Source organism: Rhizobium mongolense USDA 1844, assembly GCF_000419765.1.
GTDB classification, from domain to species: Bacteria; Pseudomonadota; Alphaproteobacteria; order Rhizobiales; family Rhizobiaceae; genus Rhizobium; species Rhizobium mongolense.
The window spans coordinates 94,716-111,339 of sequence record NZ_ATTQ01000017.1 but is presented as its reverse complement, the minus strand read 5'-3'; the positions used below and the strand labels follow the sequence as shown (position 1 = coordinate 111,339).

General features: G+C 60.5%; 10 protein-coding genes. 8 read left to right on the top strand and 2 right to left on the bottom strand.

From position 1 onward, the window contains the following. Positions 1-2: 2 nt before the first annotated feature. Positions 3-401: a response regulator gene (locus A3C3_RS0126935; protein ID WP_022717682.1), complete on the bottom strand. Its 399-nt coding sequence runs from the start codon at positions 399-401 to the stop codon at positions 3-5. Between the two features lie 306 nt (positions 402-707). On the opposite strand from A3C3_RS0126935, the gene A3C3_RS0126930 reads away from it, so the two are divergent. From A3C3_RS0126930 to cueR, 5 genes are all read left to right on the top strand, one after another. After that, entirely contained in the window at positions 708-6,176 is a 5,469-nt protein-coding gene (locus A3C3_RS0126930) for an alpha-2-macroglobulin family protein (protein ID WP_022717681.1), read from the top strand. Next, entirely contained in the window at positions 6,176-8,257 is a 2,082-nt protein-coding gene (pbpC, locus tag A3C3_RS0126925; RefSeq protein ID WP_022717680.1) for a penicillin-binding protein 1C, read from the top strand. Before A3C3_RS0126930 ends, pbpC begins: the two co-directional genes overlap by 1 nt. A 72-nt stretch (positions 8,258-8,329) precedes the next feature. Further along, positions 8,330-10,849, top strand: coding sequence for a malto-oligosyltrehalose synthase (gene treY, locus A3C3_RS0126920; protein ID WP_022717679.1), 2,520 nt, complete (start codon positions 8,330-8,332; stop codon positions 10,847-10,849). A gap of 74 nt (positions 10,850-10,923) precedes the next feature. Continuing rightward, on the top strand, positions 10,924-13,434 hold the full coding sequence (locus A3C3_RS0126915; protein ID WP_022717678.1) for a heavy metal translocating P-type ATPase: 2,511 nt from the start codon (positions 10,924-10,926) through the stop codon (positions 13,432-13,434). A 12-nt stretch (positions 13,435-13,446) separates the two neighbouring features. Continuing rightward, positions 13,447-13,842, top strand: coding sequence for a Cu(I)-responsive transcriptional regulator (cueR, locus tag A3C3_RS0126910; protein ID WP_022717677.1), 396 nt, complete (start codon positions 13,447-13,449; stop codon positions 13,840-13,842). A 492-nt stretch (positions 13,843-14,334) separates the two neighbouring features. Here cueR and A3C3_RS48235 read toward each other — a convergent pair whose 3' ends face one another. After that, positions 14,335-14,535, bottom strand: a complete 201-nt coding sequence (locus tag A3C3_RS48235) for a type II toxin-antitoxin system VapB family antitoxin (protein WP_312866174.1) — start codon at positions 14,533-14,535, stop codon at positions 14,335-14,337. Here A3C3_RS48235 and A3C3_RS0126890 point away from each other — a divergent pair. Genes A3C3_RS0126890 through A3C3_RS0126880 form a run of 3 tightly spaced genes read left to right on the top strand, consistent with a single transcriptional unit; the run spans position 14,534 to position 16,565 of the window. After that, positions 14,534-15,073, top strand: a complete 540-nt coding sequence (locus A3C3_RS0126890; protein WP_022717674.1) for a sigma-70 family RNA polymerase sigma factor — start codon at positions 14,534-14,536, stop codon at positions 15,071-15,073. The genes A3C3_RS48235 and A3C3_RS0126890 overlap by 2 nt on opposite strands. Further along, positions 15,060-15,827 (top strand): anti-sigma factor family protein, encoded by a 768-nt coding sequence (locus A3C3_RS0126885; protein WP_022717673.1) that lies wholly within the window; start codon positions 15,060-15,062, stop codon positions 15,825-15,827. Before A3C3_RS0126890 ends, A3C3_RS0126885 begins: the two co-directional genes overlap by 14 nt. 21 nt (positions 15,828-15,848) lie before the next feature. Further along, complete coding sequence (locus tag A3C3_RS0126880; protein WP_022717672.1) at positions 15,849-16,565, top strand: Bax inhibitor-1/YccA family protein; 717 nt, start codon at positions 15,849-15,851, stop codon at positions 16,563-16,565. Positions 16,566-16,624: the final 59 nt, after the last annotated feature.

Sequence of the window (16,624 nt, the reverse complement as noted above, 5' to 3'; positions counted from 1 at the left end):
CGTCAGGCAAAGACAAGCATCTGCGACGGAACGGCAGCGAGCGCGCCAGTGCGGCGTGCGACGGCATACTTCAGCGACTGCTCGACGACGGACGGCTTGACCGGCTTTTTGACGACGCCGAGCGTCCCCTTGACGCCTCCTGCCACCATCTCCGGGTTGCCTGTCATAAAGACGACGGCAATGCCGTGGTCTTCCGCCAGCCGGCGGCCGATTTCCGGCCCAGTTGCACCATCCGACAGGTTGACGTCGACAAAAGCGACGTCCGCCGTCGGCGCAAAACGCAATGCCTGTTCCTTGTTTGCGGCAAGCCCCGTCACTTCCATGCCCATGGCTTGAACGGTTGCTTCAAGATCGAGGGCGATCAAGAACTCGTCCTCTACGATCAATACTCTCTGGTTCATGAGTTTATCCTGTAGCCAGCTTACGCAAAACATTCGTGGCCAGACGCCCTTGCCGGCCCGGGCACGCGAGAAACTTCGCACCAGTCGGCCTTGGCCGGCGGAACTTGACCGGACAACGGGCAACGGCGGGATATGTTCCGGGCCGATACGCATTATTTTTTAATTAAGTCATTGTTAATACTAATAAAACATTAAAATCGACGTAAGCCTTTGATAAAAAGCAGCTCTAAATTTGAAGTTGTATTGACAAGTCTTTTCGGCCGCAGGAGAGTGCCCCAATCCAGCGCCAGCGACCGGGGGGAACCTATGTCTGTACGCTCGTTTTTCGCATCCGCCGCCATTGCATTTTTTGCCATCGCGGCCAGCCCTCCCGCGACAGCTGCGGAGACGAAGCGCGATATCCAGACGATCAAGGACGCCGACTTCTTCGGCTTTGATCTGCGGACGGAACAGAACGTTTCCCTTGAACAATGCAAGACCTCGTGCATTGGCGACAAGAGCTGCAAGGCGTTCACCTATAACCCGAAGGTGAAATGGTGTTTCCTGAAGTCCGACTTCAAGACGATGAACGCTTTTCCAGGCGCAATTGCCGGTCGGATCGTCGAAACAGCGGCCGGACCGCGCGAGCCCGATATCGGCGCGCCCCCTCGCCTCAGCTTTCTCTCGGAAGACATCATCCAACAAGCGCGCGACTTCAAGGCCAATCTGGCGCTCACCGACGCTCAGCCGGGCCAGACCGTCGACAGCCTGACTGCAACGGCGCGCCTTGATCTTACCGCCAACAACCTCGCAAGCGCGATCGACGCTTTTCATCGCGCGCTGGCGCTGACGCCCGGCGATGCCGATCTCTGGCTGGAGACGGCCCGCGCCGCAAATTCGCGCGGCGGCACCGGCAGCCAGGCCTTCGGCCAGGCACTTCTCGATGGGTTGAACGGTTACGAACTGACGCGCACAGCCTCAAAGCGGGCCGATGCTCTTGCCGTGCTTGCGACCTCGCTCGCCAAGAATTCGAATTTCCGCGCGGCCCTCAACGCCTATAAGGCAAGCCTTGCGCTGGCAAGCTCCAGGGAAGTCCAGGCGGCCTATCTCAAGCTCAAGTCGGAACAGGGCTTCCGCATCACCGAACACAATGTCGATGCCGACAGCGCAACGCCGCGTGCCTGCGTGACCTTCTCGGAATCCCTCGTCAAGACGGTCGACTATACACCGTTCGTGACGCTGAACGGACAACCCCCCAGTGCGCTCGAAGCCAAGGACAAGCAGATCTGCATCGAGGGCCTGGTTCACGGGGAAACCTACAAGATTAGCTTCCGCACCGGTCTTCCCTCTTCCGTCGACGAGGTCCTGGACGCACCCGTCAGCCTCGATGTCTATGTCAAGGACCGCAGTCAAATGGTGCGGTTTACCGGCGACAGCTTCGTGCTGCCTTCGACGGCGCGCCGCGGCATTCCGCTCGTCAGCGTCAATATCGAAACTGCCAACCTCAAGCTCTACCGCATTGGCGATCGCGGTATTGCTCCGCTTCTCACCAGTTCACAGTTTCTGACGCAGCTCGACGGCTATAGCGCGCAGCGCATTCAGGATGAAAGCGGCGAGCTCGTGTGGCAGGGTTTGATCGAGATCGCCAACGATCTTAACAAGGATATCGTTACCAGCTTCCCCGTTGATGAAGCCTTGCCCGAGCGCAGGCCGGGCATCTATGTGCTGATCGCCTCGCCTGCCGACAAGCCGGAAAACGAGTGGGATTCCAAGGCGACACAATGGTTCGTCGTTTCCGATATCGGCGTTACGACCTACGCCGGAACCGACGGGCTCAACGTCTTTACCCGCTCGCTCTCTTCCGCCAAGCCGATCGCCGGTGTCGAGCTGCAACTGCTTGCCAAGAACAACGAAGTCCTGGGTACCGCGACGACGGATGAAAACGGCCGAGCCACCTTCACTGCCGGGCTGCTGCGCGGCACGGCAGCACTCACGCCAGCCGTCCTGGCTGCTCGCAACGGGGCGTCTGACTACGTCTTCCTCGATATGACGCGCGCAGGCTTCGACTTGTCCGATCGCGGCGTGACAGGACGAGCCTCGCCCGGAGCGATCGATGTCATGACCTGGACCGAGCGCGGGATCTATCGAGTGGGCGAAACCGTGCATGCCACCGCGCTTGCCCGCGATACGGATGGAAAGGCGATCGAGAAGCTGCCGCTGACCTTCATCTTCATGCGGCCCGATGGCGTCGAAGACCGGCGCATCGTCCGGCAAAGCAGCGACGTCGGCGGCTATTTGATCGATCTCCCGATCCAGGAAAATGCCATGCGCGGCAGCTGGACAATGAACGTCCATACCGACCCCAAGGGGTTGCCGATCGGCACCAGAACATTCCTCGTCGACGATTTCGTTCCCGATCGCACCGACCTGGAGCTGAAGACAGAAGCCAAGGAAATCGGTCCCGATACGCCGGCAACGATCTTTATCAGCGGCAAATATCTCTACGGCGCGCCGGCAGCCGGCCTGACACTCGAAGGCGATGTCGTCATCAAGCCGACGCGCGAAAGCCAATCCTTCCCGGGTTACGTCTTTGGTCTTTCTGACGAAGAGGCGAACGAGGAAAGCCGCCAGGCGATCGAAGGCCTGCCGGAATTGGACGAGAACGGCCAAGCAACGACCGATCTTGCGGTCGGTGATCTTCCCGCAACCACGCAGTTGTTGAACGCGACGGTCTATATCCGCATGCAAGAATCGGGCGGCCGGGCGTTGGAGCGCTCGCTGGTGATCCCGGTCAAAAACCAGGGACCGATGATCGGCATCAAGCCTGAATTTGCAGGCGATATAGCCGAGAATTCGATCGCCAGCTTCAACGTGATCGGCGTCTCGGCCGACGGCCAGAAGCAGGAAATGAAGGGGCTGCGCTGGAAGCTCTCGCTCCTTGAGCGCGAATACCAATGGTATCGGGAAGGCACGGCATGGAAATACGAAACCGCTTTCAATGCGCGCCAGCTTGCCAGCGGCACGACTGATGCCGGCTTGGATGGCGGCAAGATAGCGTCCCAGGTTGGCTGGGGCCGCTACCGACTTGAAGTCGAAAGCCCAAACGCGGACGGCCCGACATCAAGTGTCGAATTCGACGCCGGCTGGATGGTGGAGGCTGTCTCGACCGAAACGCCGGACGGCCTCGAGATCGCGCTCGACAAAGAGAGCTACAAGATCGGCGAGACGGCGAAGCTCAAGGTTTCTTCCCGTTATGGCGGCGAGTTGATGGTAACGGCCGGGACGGAAAACCTCGTTGCGGTACAAAATGCGACGATCGGTGAGACTGGGGGCGAGGTGGAGATCCCAGTCACCGCCGAATGGGGCGCTGGCGCCTATGTGACAGCAACCCTCTTCCGTCCGGGCGACGCACAGGACAGCCATATGCCGATGCGCTCGATCGGCATCAAATGGCTGACGGTCGATCCCGAGCAGCGCGCGCTGCAGGTCGTAGTCGATGCACCGGAAAAGATGCTGCCGCGCGCACCGCTGAACATCAGCCTTGCGGTGACCGGTGCTGGAGCCAATGACGATGCTTATGTCACGGTTGCGGCCGTCGATGTCGGCATTCTCAACCTGACGCGCTACGAGGCGCCCAATCCCGAGGACTGGTATTTCGGCCAGCGCCAGCTCGGTCTTGAAATCCGCGACCTCTATGGCCGCCTGATTGACGGTTCGCTCGGCGCGACAGGCAAGCTCAGAACCGGCGGCGATGGTGGCGCGGTGGCGCTGCAGGGCAGCCCGCCGACGCAAAAGCTCGTCGCCTTCTTCTCGGGTCCGGTGAAGCTTGACGCCGATGGAAAGGCGAATGTCAGTTTCGACATTCCACAATTCAACGGCACGGCGCGTGTCATGGCCGTTGCCTGGTCGAAGGATGGAGTCGGGCACGGCGTCAAGGATATCGTCATCCGCGATCCGGTGGTCGTCACCGCCAGTCTGCCGAAATTCCTGGCGCCTGGCGACAAGGCGGAACTGCGCCTCGACATCGCCAATACAGATGTGCCGGCCGGCGATTTCAAACTGCAGCTGACCGGCAACGAAGCCGTCGGGATCGAGGAGACCGCAGCTTCGCGGACGATCCGTCTGGATGCCGGCGCGAAATCCGACTTCACGCTGTCGGTGATCGGCAAGCAGCCCGGCAACGGCGCTGTTTCGATCAACCTGTCGGATGCATCCGGACTGTCGCTTGATCAGACGGTCGACGTACCGGTCCGCCCATCGTCACTGCCCGTGACCGAAAGGCGCGTCATCGCCTTAAAACCGGGGGCGAAACTGAGGGTCGACAAGGAACTTCTGGCCAACAGCGTTCTGCCAGGCGCCTCGGTCAGCGTCAGCGTCACGCGTTCGGCCGCCTTCGACATTCCCGCACTGCTGATGTCACTCGACCGTTATCCTTTCGGCTGCGCCGAACAGACAACGAGCCGCGCGCTGCCGCTTCTTTATCTCAGCGAGCTTTCAAAACAAAACGGGCTCGAAGACGATGCAGACGTCAAGAAGCGGGTCCAGGATGCGATCTATCGTGTGCTGTCCTATCAGGCATCGGCGGGCAGCTTCGGCCTTTGGGGACCGGATTCGGGCGACCTCTGGCTCGATTCCTATGTCACGGATTTCCTGACGAGGGCGCGTGAGGAGAAGTACGACGTGCCCGACCGTGCGCTGGTCCAGGCGCTCGAGAACCTGCAGAACGCGCTGAGCTACGACGTTGACGTCAAGACGCAAGGCGATCAAATTGCCTATGCAATCTATGTTCTTGCCCGCAACAGGAAGGCCTCGATCAGCGATCTGCGCTACTACGCCGACACGATGATCAACGACTTCCCGACGCCGCTTGCCAAAGCGCATATCGCCGCGGCACTGGCACTTTACGGAGATGCGACGCGTTCGAAGAATATCTTCGTTGACGCTTTGCAGATGACCGAGGATTCCATCGTTCATCGCGTCAATCTTTCGCGCACCGACTACGGCTCGATCCTGCGCGACGGTGCGGCCATCCTGGCACTTGCGGCCGAAAGCCGCCCTGTCCCGCCAGTCATTCCGGAACTGGCAAAGGCCGTCGGCAGGGAATGGGACCGCAGCAAGTGGACGAGCACCCAGGAGCAGGCCTGGACGCTGCTTGCCGCGCGCGCGATCCAGAGCGGCGATGATTCGCTGAAGGTGGACGTCAACGGCGCGCTGCATACCGGTGCCTACATGGCGAAGATGAGCGGCGACGCGCTGATGAACAATCCCCTGACGCTGACGAGCGCCATGACCGATCCGGTATCGGCGGTCGTCACGACAGTCGCAGCACCCGCCACGCCGCTGCCTGCCGGCGGCAACGGATTTGCCATCGAGCGCACCTATTACACGCTTGATGGCGAGCCGGTGAATATCAGTGAGGCGCAGCAGAATGAGCGTTATGTGGTGGTGCTGCACGTGACCGAAACCAACGCCTGGCCGTCGCGTATCGTCATGACCGATCTGCTGCCTGCGGGCCTCCAGATCGACAATCCGAGCCTGGTCGACAGCGCTCAGCTCACCAATTTCGACTGGATCGGCGAACAGACGGCGGCGCACACCGAATTCCACAACGATCGCTTCGTTGCGGCCCTCAACCGGACTTCGGACGACAACCGTGAAATCAACGTCGCCTATATCGTGCGGGCCGTCACCCCGGGCGTTTATGACCATCCGGCGGCAACCGTTGAAGATATGTACCGCCCCGAATATTCGGCTCGCACGGCGACCGGCAAGATGGAGGTTGTCGCAGCACGATAATGCGGCTCTGGCGCAAGCTCACGATTGGAACTGCGGCCGGTTTCATTCTTGCCGGCTCGGTTATCTTCGCGCTGGACACTGCCGACAGGGTCTTTCCGCCGCCCCTCGAAAGGACCGGTGCGGTTTCGGCCGAAGTGCTCGATGCCGATGGTCAGTTGCTGCGCGCCTTTGCGACGCTGGAAGGCCGTTGGCGTCTGAAAACCACTGTCGCGGATGTCGACCCGCAATTCATGCGCATGCTGATCGCCTATGAGGACCGGCGCTTCTACGAGCATCACGGCATCGATCCGCTGGCAATCGGGCGCGCGGGCCTGCAGCTGGTCACCAACGGCCGCATCGTTTCCGGCGCCTCGACGCTTTCCATGCAGGTAGCGCGGCTGATCGAACCGCGCACCGGGCGTTCGCTTTCGGCGAAAATCCTGCAGGTGATACGCGCCGTCCAGATCGAGCGGCGGCTTTCGAAGAAAGAGATCCTCGATCTTTATCTGACGCATGCGCCCTATGGCGGCAATCTGGAAGGCGTGCGTGCCGCAAGCCTTGCCTATTTCGGCAAGGAGCCGAAGCGGCTGACGGTGGCGCAGGCGGCCCTCCTCGTTGCCCTCCCCCAGCTTCCTGAACGACGACGCCCCGACAGGAATCTGGCGGCAGCGGAAGCGGCACGAAAACGCGTTCTGAAGCGCGCCGCCGTGGCCGAAGCCATCGGCGAGGGAGAGGCCGAGCGCGCCGAGGCGACACTCGTTCCGGCAACGCGCATGCAGCTTCCAGTCCTGGCCGCGCATTTGGCCGAAGCAGCACTTCGCAGCAAGCCGAACGAGCGCGAGCATCGCACGACGCTGAAGAAGCAGATACAGGCAGGGCTCGAAGCAACGGCGAAAAGTGCCGCGATGAACCTTCGTCCGAAGCTTTCTCTCGCAATGGTGATGGCCGATGCGCGCACCGGCGAAATCGTCGGCGAAGTGGGCTCGGCGGACTATTTCGATGCGAGCCGTTCCGGCTGGATCGACATGACGCGTGTCAGCCGCTCGCCCGGCTCGACACTGAAACCCTTCATCTATGGTCTTGCCTTCGAGCAGGGACTGGTCAGCCAGGAAACGATCATTGAGGACCGGCCGGCCGATTTCTTCGGTTACCGGCCGCGCAATTTCGACATGAGCTATCAAGGCGACGTAACAGTCCGCGAGGCATTGCAGCTTTCGTTGAATGTGCCGGCCGTCAGGCTGCTTGACGCCGTCAATCCGGCGCGGCTTTTGGTGCGCTTCCGCCGCGCCGGCGTTCGCCCCATCCTGCCGCCGAACGAAGCGCCCGGTCTGGCGATCGGGCTCGGCGGCGTAGGCATCACGTTGAAAGACCTCGTGCAGCTTTATACGGCGCTTGCCAACAAGGGCGAGCCGGTTCGCATCGGCGACGGCGTAACTGCAAAGCCCGGCAAGATAGACGGAGAGCCATTGCTGGAGCCGGTCGCCGTTTGGAATGTTTCGGATATTCTTTCCAGCGTCATCCCACCGGCAGGCGCCCCGCAGCGCGGCATCGCCTACAAGACGGGGACCAGCTACGGCTATCGCGACGCATGGTCAGTTGGCTACGATGGGCGGTATGTGCTCGGTGTCTGGGTTGGAAGACCGGACAATGGCGCGGTGCCGGGTTCGACCGGTTACGGCACGGCAGCCCCTATCCTGTTTGAGGCCTTTGCAAAGTCGAGCATTGCAACCACACCTTTGCCGCGCCCGCCCTCTGGCGCAGTGCGCATCGCCCAGGCGGATCTGCCGGTGAGCCAGCGGCGTTTCTCGATAAATGCCAGCGGATTGCTTTCCACTTCCAGTCGCGAACAGGCACCGCAGATCGTCTATCCACCGGAGGGCGCGCATGTCGACCTCGGCGCAAGAAGCGGTGATCTGTCGCCATTGATGCTGAAACTGCAGGGCGGCCGGGCGCCGTTCCGCTGGCTTGCAAACGGCAAGCCGCTGCCCGATCTTTCTCGCCGCCGCATCAACCAGTGGATGCCGGATGGTGGCGGCTACTCGAAACTGACGGTGATCGACGCGATGGGCCGTGCGGCAAGCGTCGGTGTCTTCATCGACTAAACCTTGGAATTGGGGGGAACAAAGGGCCCGTTGTCACCGTTCCGGGCCGTCTCCTCCGGAACGGCAGGCAACATGATGCTTCCGACATCGACATACCGCATTCAATTCCGCAACGGCATGACATTCGACCGGGCCATCGAATGTGTGCCCTATCTCAAAGCCCTCGGCATCAGTCATCTTTACGCTTCGCCGATCTTTGCCGCGACGAGAGGTTCGACGCATGGCTATGACGTAACCGATGTCAATGAAATCGAGCCGGCAATCGGCGGACGCGAGGGCTTTGACCGCTTGAGCTCTGCTTTGAAAGACGCCGGGCTCGGCCTCATCCTCGACATTGTGCCGAACCATATGGCCGCCTCGACGGAAAATCCCTGGTGGCGAAGCGTGTTGAAGCTCGGCCGGGAAAGCCCCTATGCGCGCCATTTCGATATCGACTGGAGCGAACGGCTCACCCTGCCGATCCTTGGCAAGCCATTCAAAGATGCACTGTCGGATGGCGAGTTGCGGCTTAAGCGCGATCCGGAAAGCGGCGAACTGGCGCTTGGCTACTGCGATACGCTTTTGCCCTTGAATCCCGACAGCACCAATCTTGTTCCAGCAAGCGCAGATGAGCCGGCGTTGGTCGACCTCGCAATAGACCAAGAGCTGATCGTCAGTCTACACCAGGCCCAGCATTGGCGGCTGACATATTGGAAAGAGGCGGCCAGACATCTGAGCTACCGGCGGTTCTTCGAAGTAACGGGTCTGGTCGGCCTGCGCGTTGAGGAGGAGCAGGTTTTCGACGATAGCCATCGGCTCATTCTCGAACTCGTTCGGTCCGGGCAGGTAGAGGGTTTGCGGCTCGACCATATCGATGGCTTGGCCGATCCGAAGCAATATCTGCAAAGGCTGCGCACTGAGACAGGATCCAAGACCTATATAGTCGTCGAGAAGATCCTCGGCCATGACGAGACACTGCCCGCAAGCTGGCCGACCGCCGGGACCACCGGCTACGAATTCATTTCGGCACTCGCCCATCTCTTGGTCGACGGCGGCGGCCTGCAACAGCTTGGTACCGCCTATGCGAATATTGCCCCGGATATGGCCGATATGACTGCTGGTCTTCGCGCGGCCAAGCAATTGATGGTGGAGCGGAACTTCGAAGGCGAGACGACGCGGCTGGTGAAGATCGTCCATGGCCTTTATCCCGACCTTGACCGCGCCGCAATTGCGGCAGCTATCCGCGAATCGCTGATCGCCTTTCCCGTCTATCGCATCTATGGCAGCAAGGGTCCGCTTGAAGCACGGGACGCGGACGTGCTCAGCAGGGTCATTTCCAGCGCGGCTGAAAAGCTTGCCGACCGGCGGGCGATCGACGTTGTAGCAAGGCTATTGAAAGGTGAGATACGGGAAGCAGCGGCGAAAGAATTCCGCCGCCGTTTCCAGCAGTTAAGCGGACCGGTCATGGCCAAGGCAATGGAGGACACGCACTTTTATCGCTACAACCGGTTGCTTGCCGTAAACGAAGTCGGCGGCGATCCGGATATCAAGCCGGGCGGTGTCGAGGCTTTCCATGCGCTGATGCTTAAGCGCGCGCAGCTTAATCCGCACGGGCTTTCGACGACATCGACGCACGATACCAAGCGCGGCGAGGATGCGCGTGCAAGGCTTTATACCTTGAGTGAAGGAGCCGATGTCTGGGCGCAGGCGGTGGAGCGCTGGCGCGAGATGAACCGCGACCGTCTGATCGAACTGCCGGGCGGACTGACGCCCGAACCGAATGTCGAATGGATGCTCTATCAGGCGCTTGCCGGGATATGGCCGGAGGATTTCTTAAACGGAAAGGCCGAAGCGCTGATCGGGCGCTTCACGGCCTTTGCAGAAAAGGCGATCCGTGAAGCAAAGCTCGGCACGAGCTGGAACGAGCCGCATGCCGGATACGAGGCGGCAGTCAGAGCTTATGCAACAGCGTTGCTTTCATCGACCAATCTCGTCTTCCACGAGGATTTCGGAGCAGTAATGCGGCCCTTCATCGAGGCCGGCTATCTAAACAGCCTGTCACAGACGCTGATTAAGCTGATGGCGCCCGGCATTCCAGATATTTATCAGGGGGCCGAGCTTTTGGATTTGAGCTTCGTCGATCCTGATAACCGCAGGCCTGTCGACATGACGGCGTTGTTTTCCAGCCTCTCAGAAGGAGCGCCAATTGTAAGTCTGACGGTGCCCGCGCTGAAACAGCGCATCGTCCAAATCGGTCTTCATCTTCGAAAGCGGCAGCCGGAGCTTTTTGCGCAAGGCAACTATGTTCCGCTTAAGGTGTCAGGCAGCCGCAAGGATCATGTTGTTGCCTTTGCGCGAGAGTTGAACGGAAGCTATGCGATGACCGTCGTTCCACGGTTGATGCTCGGCTGGCTCGATCCAGGCGTTTTATTCGCCGGTCCGGAATTCTGGAACGATACGGTAATCCGGGTGCCGGCCTTCCTTGAAGGTCGCCGCTGCGATCTCCTGACCGGTCGAATTCTTGATCCGCGAGGCGAGTTGCCACTTTCGGCGCTCCTTGGCGGCCAGCCTGTGGCGCTCATCGAACCTGTCGGAACCGACGAAGGACCATGAATTATCGCTTGACCTTCCAGTTACTGGAAGGTTCATAAGCCTATCCACTGCCTGTCCGGGCAAAGGAGAAGCCTATGAACAAACAAGATCATCATCATCACGGAAGTAGCAATTGCTCCTGTCACCAAAGCCTGGACAATCTCGGCGAGGCCGCTTTGGCACGTGATCCCGTCTGCGGCATGACGGTTGATCCGGACGCGGGCAAGCCAAGCCTCAATTACCAGGGCCGTGCTTATCATTTCTGCAGCGACGGTTGCCGGAAGAAATTCGAAGCCAATCCGAAAGATTATCTGACGGCGAAGGATCCGGTTTGCGGCATGTCCGTCGATCGCGCGACAGCGCAGCATTTCCTGAAGCGCGACGGCGATAAATTCTACTTCTGCTCGGCAGGGTGCAAGGCAAAGTTCGAGGCCGACCCAGAAATCTCTCGTCAGGAAAAACGGCAAGCGCCGAAGCCTATGCCCAAGGGTACGCAATATACCTGCCCCATGCATCCGGAAGTCGTCAGCGATCACCCTGGCGACTGCCCGAAATGCGGCATGGCGTTGGAGCCGATGGGTATTCCACCAGCAGAAGAGGGTCCGAACCCGGAGCTTGCCGATTTCACGCGGAGGCTCTGGATGAGCGCCGCGTTGGCCATTCCGCTGCTCGTGCTCAGCATGGGTCCGATGATCGGACTGCCGTTGCGCGATGCGGTCGGCGAACCGCTGGTGAGTTTCACCGAACTCTTGCTCGCAACCCCTGTCGTGCTCTGGGCGGCCCTGCCCTTCTTCCGCCGGGCCTGGAACTCCCTCCTCAACCGCAGTCCGAACATGTGGACGCTGATCGGCCTCGGCGTCGGTACCGCCTATGTCTACAGCGTCGTCGCGACGCTTGCACCCGGCCTCTTTCCCATGAGTTTCAGGGGGCACGGCGAGACGGTGCCTGTCTATTTCGAGGCGGCTGCCGTCATCGTGGCGCTGGTCTTCGTCGGCCAGGTGCTGGAACTGAAGGCGCGCGAGCGGACGGGCTCAGCCATTAGGGCACTGCTCGACCTTGCGCCCAAGACGGCGCGCCGCCTTAGTGCCGACGGCAGCGAAACGGACATCGAAGTGGACGAGATCGCAAGCGGTGACCGGCTGCGGGTGCGGCCGGGCGAGCGCGTGCCGGTCGACGGGTCGGTCAGCGAAGGGCAATCAACCGTCGATGAATCGATGATCACCGGTGAGGCCCTCCCCGTTGAGAAGACAAAAGGCGATGCTGTCACCGGCGGCACGATCAACCGCAACGGCACTTTCGTAATGACGGCCGAGCGCGTGGGCGCGGAAACAATGTTGTCGCGTATCGTCGATATGGTCGCCAAGGCACAGCGCTCGCGTGCGCCAATCCAGGGCGCAGTTGACCGGGTCTCGGCCATTTTCGTACCTGCCGTCGTTGTAACCGCGATTGTTGCCTTCCTCGCCTGGGCCATTTTCGGGCCGGAGCCGTCAATGGCGCATGGACTGCTTGCCGCAGTTGCCGTGCTCATCATCGCTTGCCCGTGCGCACTTGGCCTTGCGACGCCGATGTCGATCATGATTGCGACCGGCCGTGGCGCGCAGGAGGGCGTGCTGATCAAGGATGCTGAAGCACTGGAGCGTTTTTCGAAGGTCGATACGTTGATCGTCGACAAGACGGGCACATTGACCGAAGGCAAGCCGCGTCTTACCGACGTCGTGCCGATGGACGCCGTAAGCGAGGAACGGCTGCTGCTGCTCGTGGCGAGCCTGGAGCGCGGTTCCGAACATCCGCTTGCCGAAGCTGTCGTTGCCGGCGCAGAAGAGCGGAACGTCAAACTGGTTGAGGTCACCGGCTTCGAGGCTGTGACCGGCAAAGGCGTAAAAGGCAATGCCGACAATACGGCCGTGGCGCTCGGCAACGCCGCGATGATGAGTGATCTCGGTATCGATCCCGCGCCGCTTGCCGAAAGGACCCGCGCCTTGCGTGACGAGGGCAAGACCGTGATGTTCGTCACCATCGACGGCAGCCTTGCGGGTTTCGTTGCGGTTGCCGATCGCATCAAGGCGACAACGGCCGAGGCGATCGGTGCGTTGCACGAAAGCGGGCTGCGCATCATCATGGCGACCGGCGACAACGAGCGCACGGCAAGCGCCGTCGCAAAAAGCCTCGGGATCGATGAAGTGCGCGCCGACGTTTTGCCGGAAGGCAAGAAGGCGCTGATCGACGAACTGCATGCAAAGGGCGCGGTCGTTGCAATGGCCGGCGACGGCGTGAATGACGCTCCGGCGCTTGCCGCTGCAGATGTCGGTATCGCCATGGGAACGGGCGCAGATGTTGCGATGGAAAGCGCCGGCATCACCTTGGTGAAGGGTGACCTCAACGGGATCGTGCGTGCCCGGCGGCTGGCGGAGGCGACGATGCGCAACATCCGCCAGAATCTCGGCTTCGCCTTCGGCTATAATGCGCTTGGCGTGCCCGTCGCCGCGGGCGTGCTCTACCCGGTCTTCGGCCTACTGCTCTCGCCGATGATTGCCGCAGCCGCCATGAGCCTGTCGTCGGTCTCCGTGATCGGCAACGCGTTGAGACTGAGGCTCCAGAAACTCTGAAAGGACAAGAGGATGAACATCGGCGAAGCATCGGACCGGTCCGGTCTGCCATCGAAGACCATCCGCTACTACGAGGATATCGGCCTGATCCGCCCCGACAGGGGCGGAAACGGCTACCGCGACTATGCCGCAGCCGATGTCCATAAGCTGCGCTTCCTCCAGCGCTCGCGTGGCTTGGGTTTCTCCGTCGAGGAATGCCGCCAGCTTTTGGCGCTCTACGAGGACAAAAGCCGGGCAAGCGCCGATGTGAAGGAGATCGCCCAAGGCAAGCTCAATGAGATTGATCGCAAGATCCGCGAGTTGATGGAACTGCGCCGGACGCTGGAGCATCTGGTGCATGCATGCCACGGCAACGGCCGGCCGGATTGTCCAATTCTGGAGGAGTTGTCGGATGGAAAAACGGTCTAGAAATCAGGACCAATTGTCTCGAGATCGGTCAGCGCGCGAAACCGGCATCCTTCGTCAGGATAATGAAAACAATCTGCCAGATCGAGCACTGTTGCGGTTAGCATCCGGATAGCGATGGTGTCCATATTTTTCAAAGGCGCTGAGGGCAATGGTATTTCGGTAAGCGTTATCGATACGACTGCGATCTCTGCAAGCCGCAGAAATTCCTGGATCTAAGCGCCTCGGCTTCGGCCATCGGAATCTGTTTCTTGCGATGGATGACGGCCGACGCCTCCCACACAGCAATGACGGAAGTGACGAGCGTGCCGCGCGAAAACCTCATCGAGGGCTCTCGCCAAACGACCCCATTTCTGTCCTTGCAAGATAGCGCAATGATGAGCGTGCATCGACGAACATCAGTATTCGCCGGTGAGATCGTCGAAGAACGTCTTATCGGGGGCCGACGGCGCTATCCCGATAGGACGCGATCTTTCCTGCAGTGGCCTTGAACGCTCACGGAGAGAGCTTTTCATCTGTGCGGCGAAGCTCGTTTTCAACTGCAAGCCGCACGGCCTCGGTCTTACTGATACGCTTCTTGGCAGCCAACTCTTCAGCCAGCTGATTGACAATTTCGCTTCGTATATTGGGACCATCCGTTAAAAAACTTCCGAAGAACTGGAATAAAACCTCACGGACAGTCGTATACTCAGTCATGGAACGGAAAGAACGGCCATTCGACGTCATCGGGCAGCTCGCAGCGCTGAGGCGCTATGCGCGTGCGTTGGTGCGCAATTCGGATGACGCCGAAGATCTTGTCCATGATGCGCTTGTGCGTGCCTTCGAGAAGCGGCAGAGCTTTAGGCGCGGCGGCAACCTCAGGACCTGGCTGCTTTCCATTCTCCACAATGCCCATATCGACCGGGTTCGTCAGAACCGGTCCATAACGCGCCGGCACGATAAGGCAGCCATCGAGGCAGACCAGTCGCTGCCGGCGGGACAGGAACACGCTGTGCGTCTTCAGCAGGTTCGCGATGCTTTCTTCGACCTACCGGAAGAACAGCGCGAAGCACTGCATCTCGTTGCGATCGAGGATCTTTCCTACCAAGAAGCTGCAGCCTCGCTCGGCATCCCGGTCGGAACGCTGATGTCGCGGATCTCGCGCGCCCGGGCCCAGCTTCGCGAATTCGAGGCAGCGACGCCGCGTGCCTCGCACCTGAGGTTAATCGGAAGGAACGGCAATGAAAGCAGTTGATCCGATCATCGATGCCGATCTCGACGCCTATGTGGATGGCGAACTGGACGTGGCGCGCCGCATCCAGGTGGAGTCTTATCTCTCTGAGAATCCGGCGATTGCAGCAAAGGTCATGGCAGATCTCAGCATCAAGGGAGAGCTGCGTCTGGCGCTTGCCGGAGAGAACGCCTTTGGCCGGATCGAAACCCGCGATGCCGCACGGCGGCTAGAGCGGGGACTTTCTTACGGCCGTATCCTGCATTCGGTTCAGCGGATTGCCGCCGTCGGCGTGCTTGTGATGGCAGGCTGGGTGGCGCATACATCCTTTGGTGCCTTTACGGCGACGGAGGTGGCTGCATCCGTTCCGGCCCCGCCCTACGTCGAGGATGCGGTGCGCGCCTACCAGACGGCCAAGCTTCGCGAAACGATGCCCTCGCAGCCGGCGGCGCACTATAATGCCGACGACATTCGTGCGGCGACCGCAATCGCGATGCCAGAGCTCCCGAAAGACTGGAAGGTTTCCGATGTCCAGATCTTTCCGTCTGAGTTCGGCCCCAGTGTCGAAATGGCAATCCGGGAACCGGACGGAAAGCGGCTTTCGCTTTTTGCCGTGCGGCCCGGCGCGTTTGCTGTTCAGCCGGTCAGCCATCTGGCGCTCGACAATGCCGAGGCTGCTTACTGGCAGATCGGCGAGGTCGCCTATGCGCTGATTGCCAGCGACAAGGATCTTGAACTCGACCGGGCTGCCGAAGGGCTTGCCCGTTCGCTCTACTAGTGTCAACCCGAGGAGATCAACATGAATCCGAACAATCCGCGATACGGCTACGGCTCCGCCGCAGGCACGCAGGCTATCTTCGACGAGGGCCTCCGCCAGCATATGCTGCGCGTCTACAACTACATGGGTCTCGGCCTGGTCATCACCGGGATCGTCGCCTTCATCGTCGGCAGCACGCCGGCTCTTTACGTCCCGATCTTCCAGTCACCCTTGAAGTGGGTGGTGATGCTCGCACCGCTTGCCTTCGTCTTCTTCTTCACGTTCCGCATCCAGACGATGTCGGCAAGTGCTGCCCAGATGACTTTCTGGGCGTTCTGCGCGGTCATGGGACTGTCGCTTGCCTCGGTGTTCCTGGTCTTTACCGGCACGAGCATTGCGCGCACCTTCTTCATCGCCGCGACGATGTTCGGCGCGACCAGTCTCTATGGCTACGCGACAAAGCGTGATCTTTCCCGCTTCGGCTCGTTTCTCGTCATGGGCCTGATCGGCGTCATCATCGCCAGCATCGTCAACCTCTTTCTGGGTTCGAGCGCGCTGCAGTTCGCCATTTCGGTGATCGGTATCGTCGTCTTCGTCGGCCTGACCGCCTGGGACACGCAGAACATCAAGGAACAGTATTCGGAAAATCACGATCAGGAATCGAACCAGAAGCTTGCTGTCTTCGGCGCGCTCTCACTCTATCTGAACTTCGTGAACATCTTCCAGCTCCTGCTCAACTTCACGGGCGAGCGGGAATAGAGACTGCGCTTCTGGGGGCAATGGAAGCGCAAGAACGCTCGGTCCGTAGTCTGTGACAA

What these genes read in the sequence shown, in the direction of transcription:
- A3C3_RS0126935 (WP_022717682.1), bottom strand. Translation starts at nt 401, where the DNA reads ATGAACCAGAGAGTATTGATCGTAGAGGACGAGTTCTTGATCGCCCTC.
- A3C3_RS0126930 (WP_022717681.1), top strand. Translation starts at nt 708, where the DNA reads ATGTCTGTACGCTCGTTTTTCGCATCCGCCGCCATTGCATTTTTTGCC.
- pbpC (WP_022717680.1), top strand. Translation starts at nt 6,176, where the DNA reads ATGCGGCTCTGGCGCAAGCTCACGATTGGAACTGCGGCCGGTTTCATT.
- treY (WP_022717679.1), top strand. Translation starts at nt 8,330, where the DNA reads ATGATGCTTCCGACATCGACATACCGCATTCAATTCCGCAACGGCATG.
- A3C3_RS0126915 (WP_022717678.1), top strand. Translation starts at nt 10,924, where the DNA reads ATGAACAAACAAGATCATCATCATCACGGAAGTAGCAATTGCTCCTGT.
- cueR (WP_022717677.1), top strand. Translation starts at nt 13,447, where the DNA reads ATGAACATCGGCGAAGCATCGGACCGGTCCGGTCTGCCATCGAAGACC.
- A3C3_RS0126890 (WP_022717674.1), top strand. Translation starts at nt 14,534, where the DNA reads ATGGAACGGAAAGAACGGCCATTCGACGTCATCGGGCAGCTCGCAGCG.
- A3C3_RS48235 (WP_312866174.1), bottom strand. Translation starts at nt 14,535, where the DNA reads ATGACTGAGTATACGACTGTCCGTGAGGTTTTATTCCAGTTCTTCGGA.
- A3C3_RS0126885 (WP_022717673.1), top strand. Translation starts at nt 15,060, where the DNA reads ATGAAAGCAGTTGATCCGATCATCGATGCCGATCTCGACGCCTATGTG.
- A3C3_RS0126880 (WP_022717672.1), top strand. Translation starts at nt 15,849, where the DNA reads ATGAATCCGAACAATCCGCGATACGGCTACGGCTCCGCCGCAGGCACG.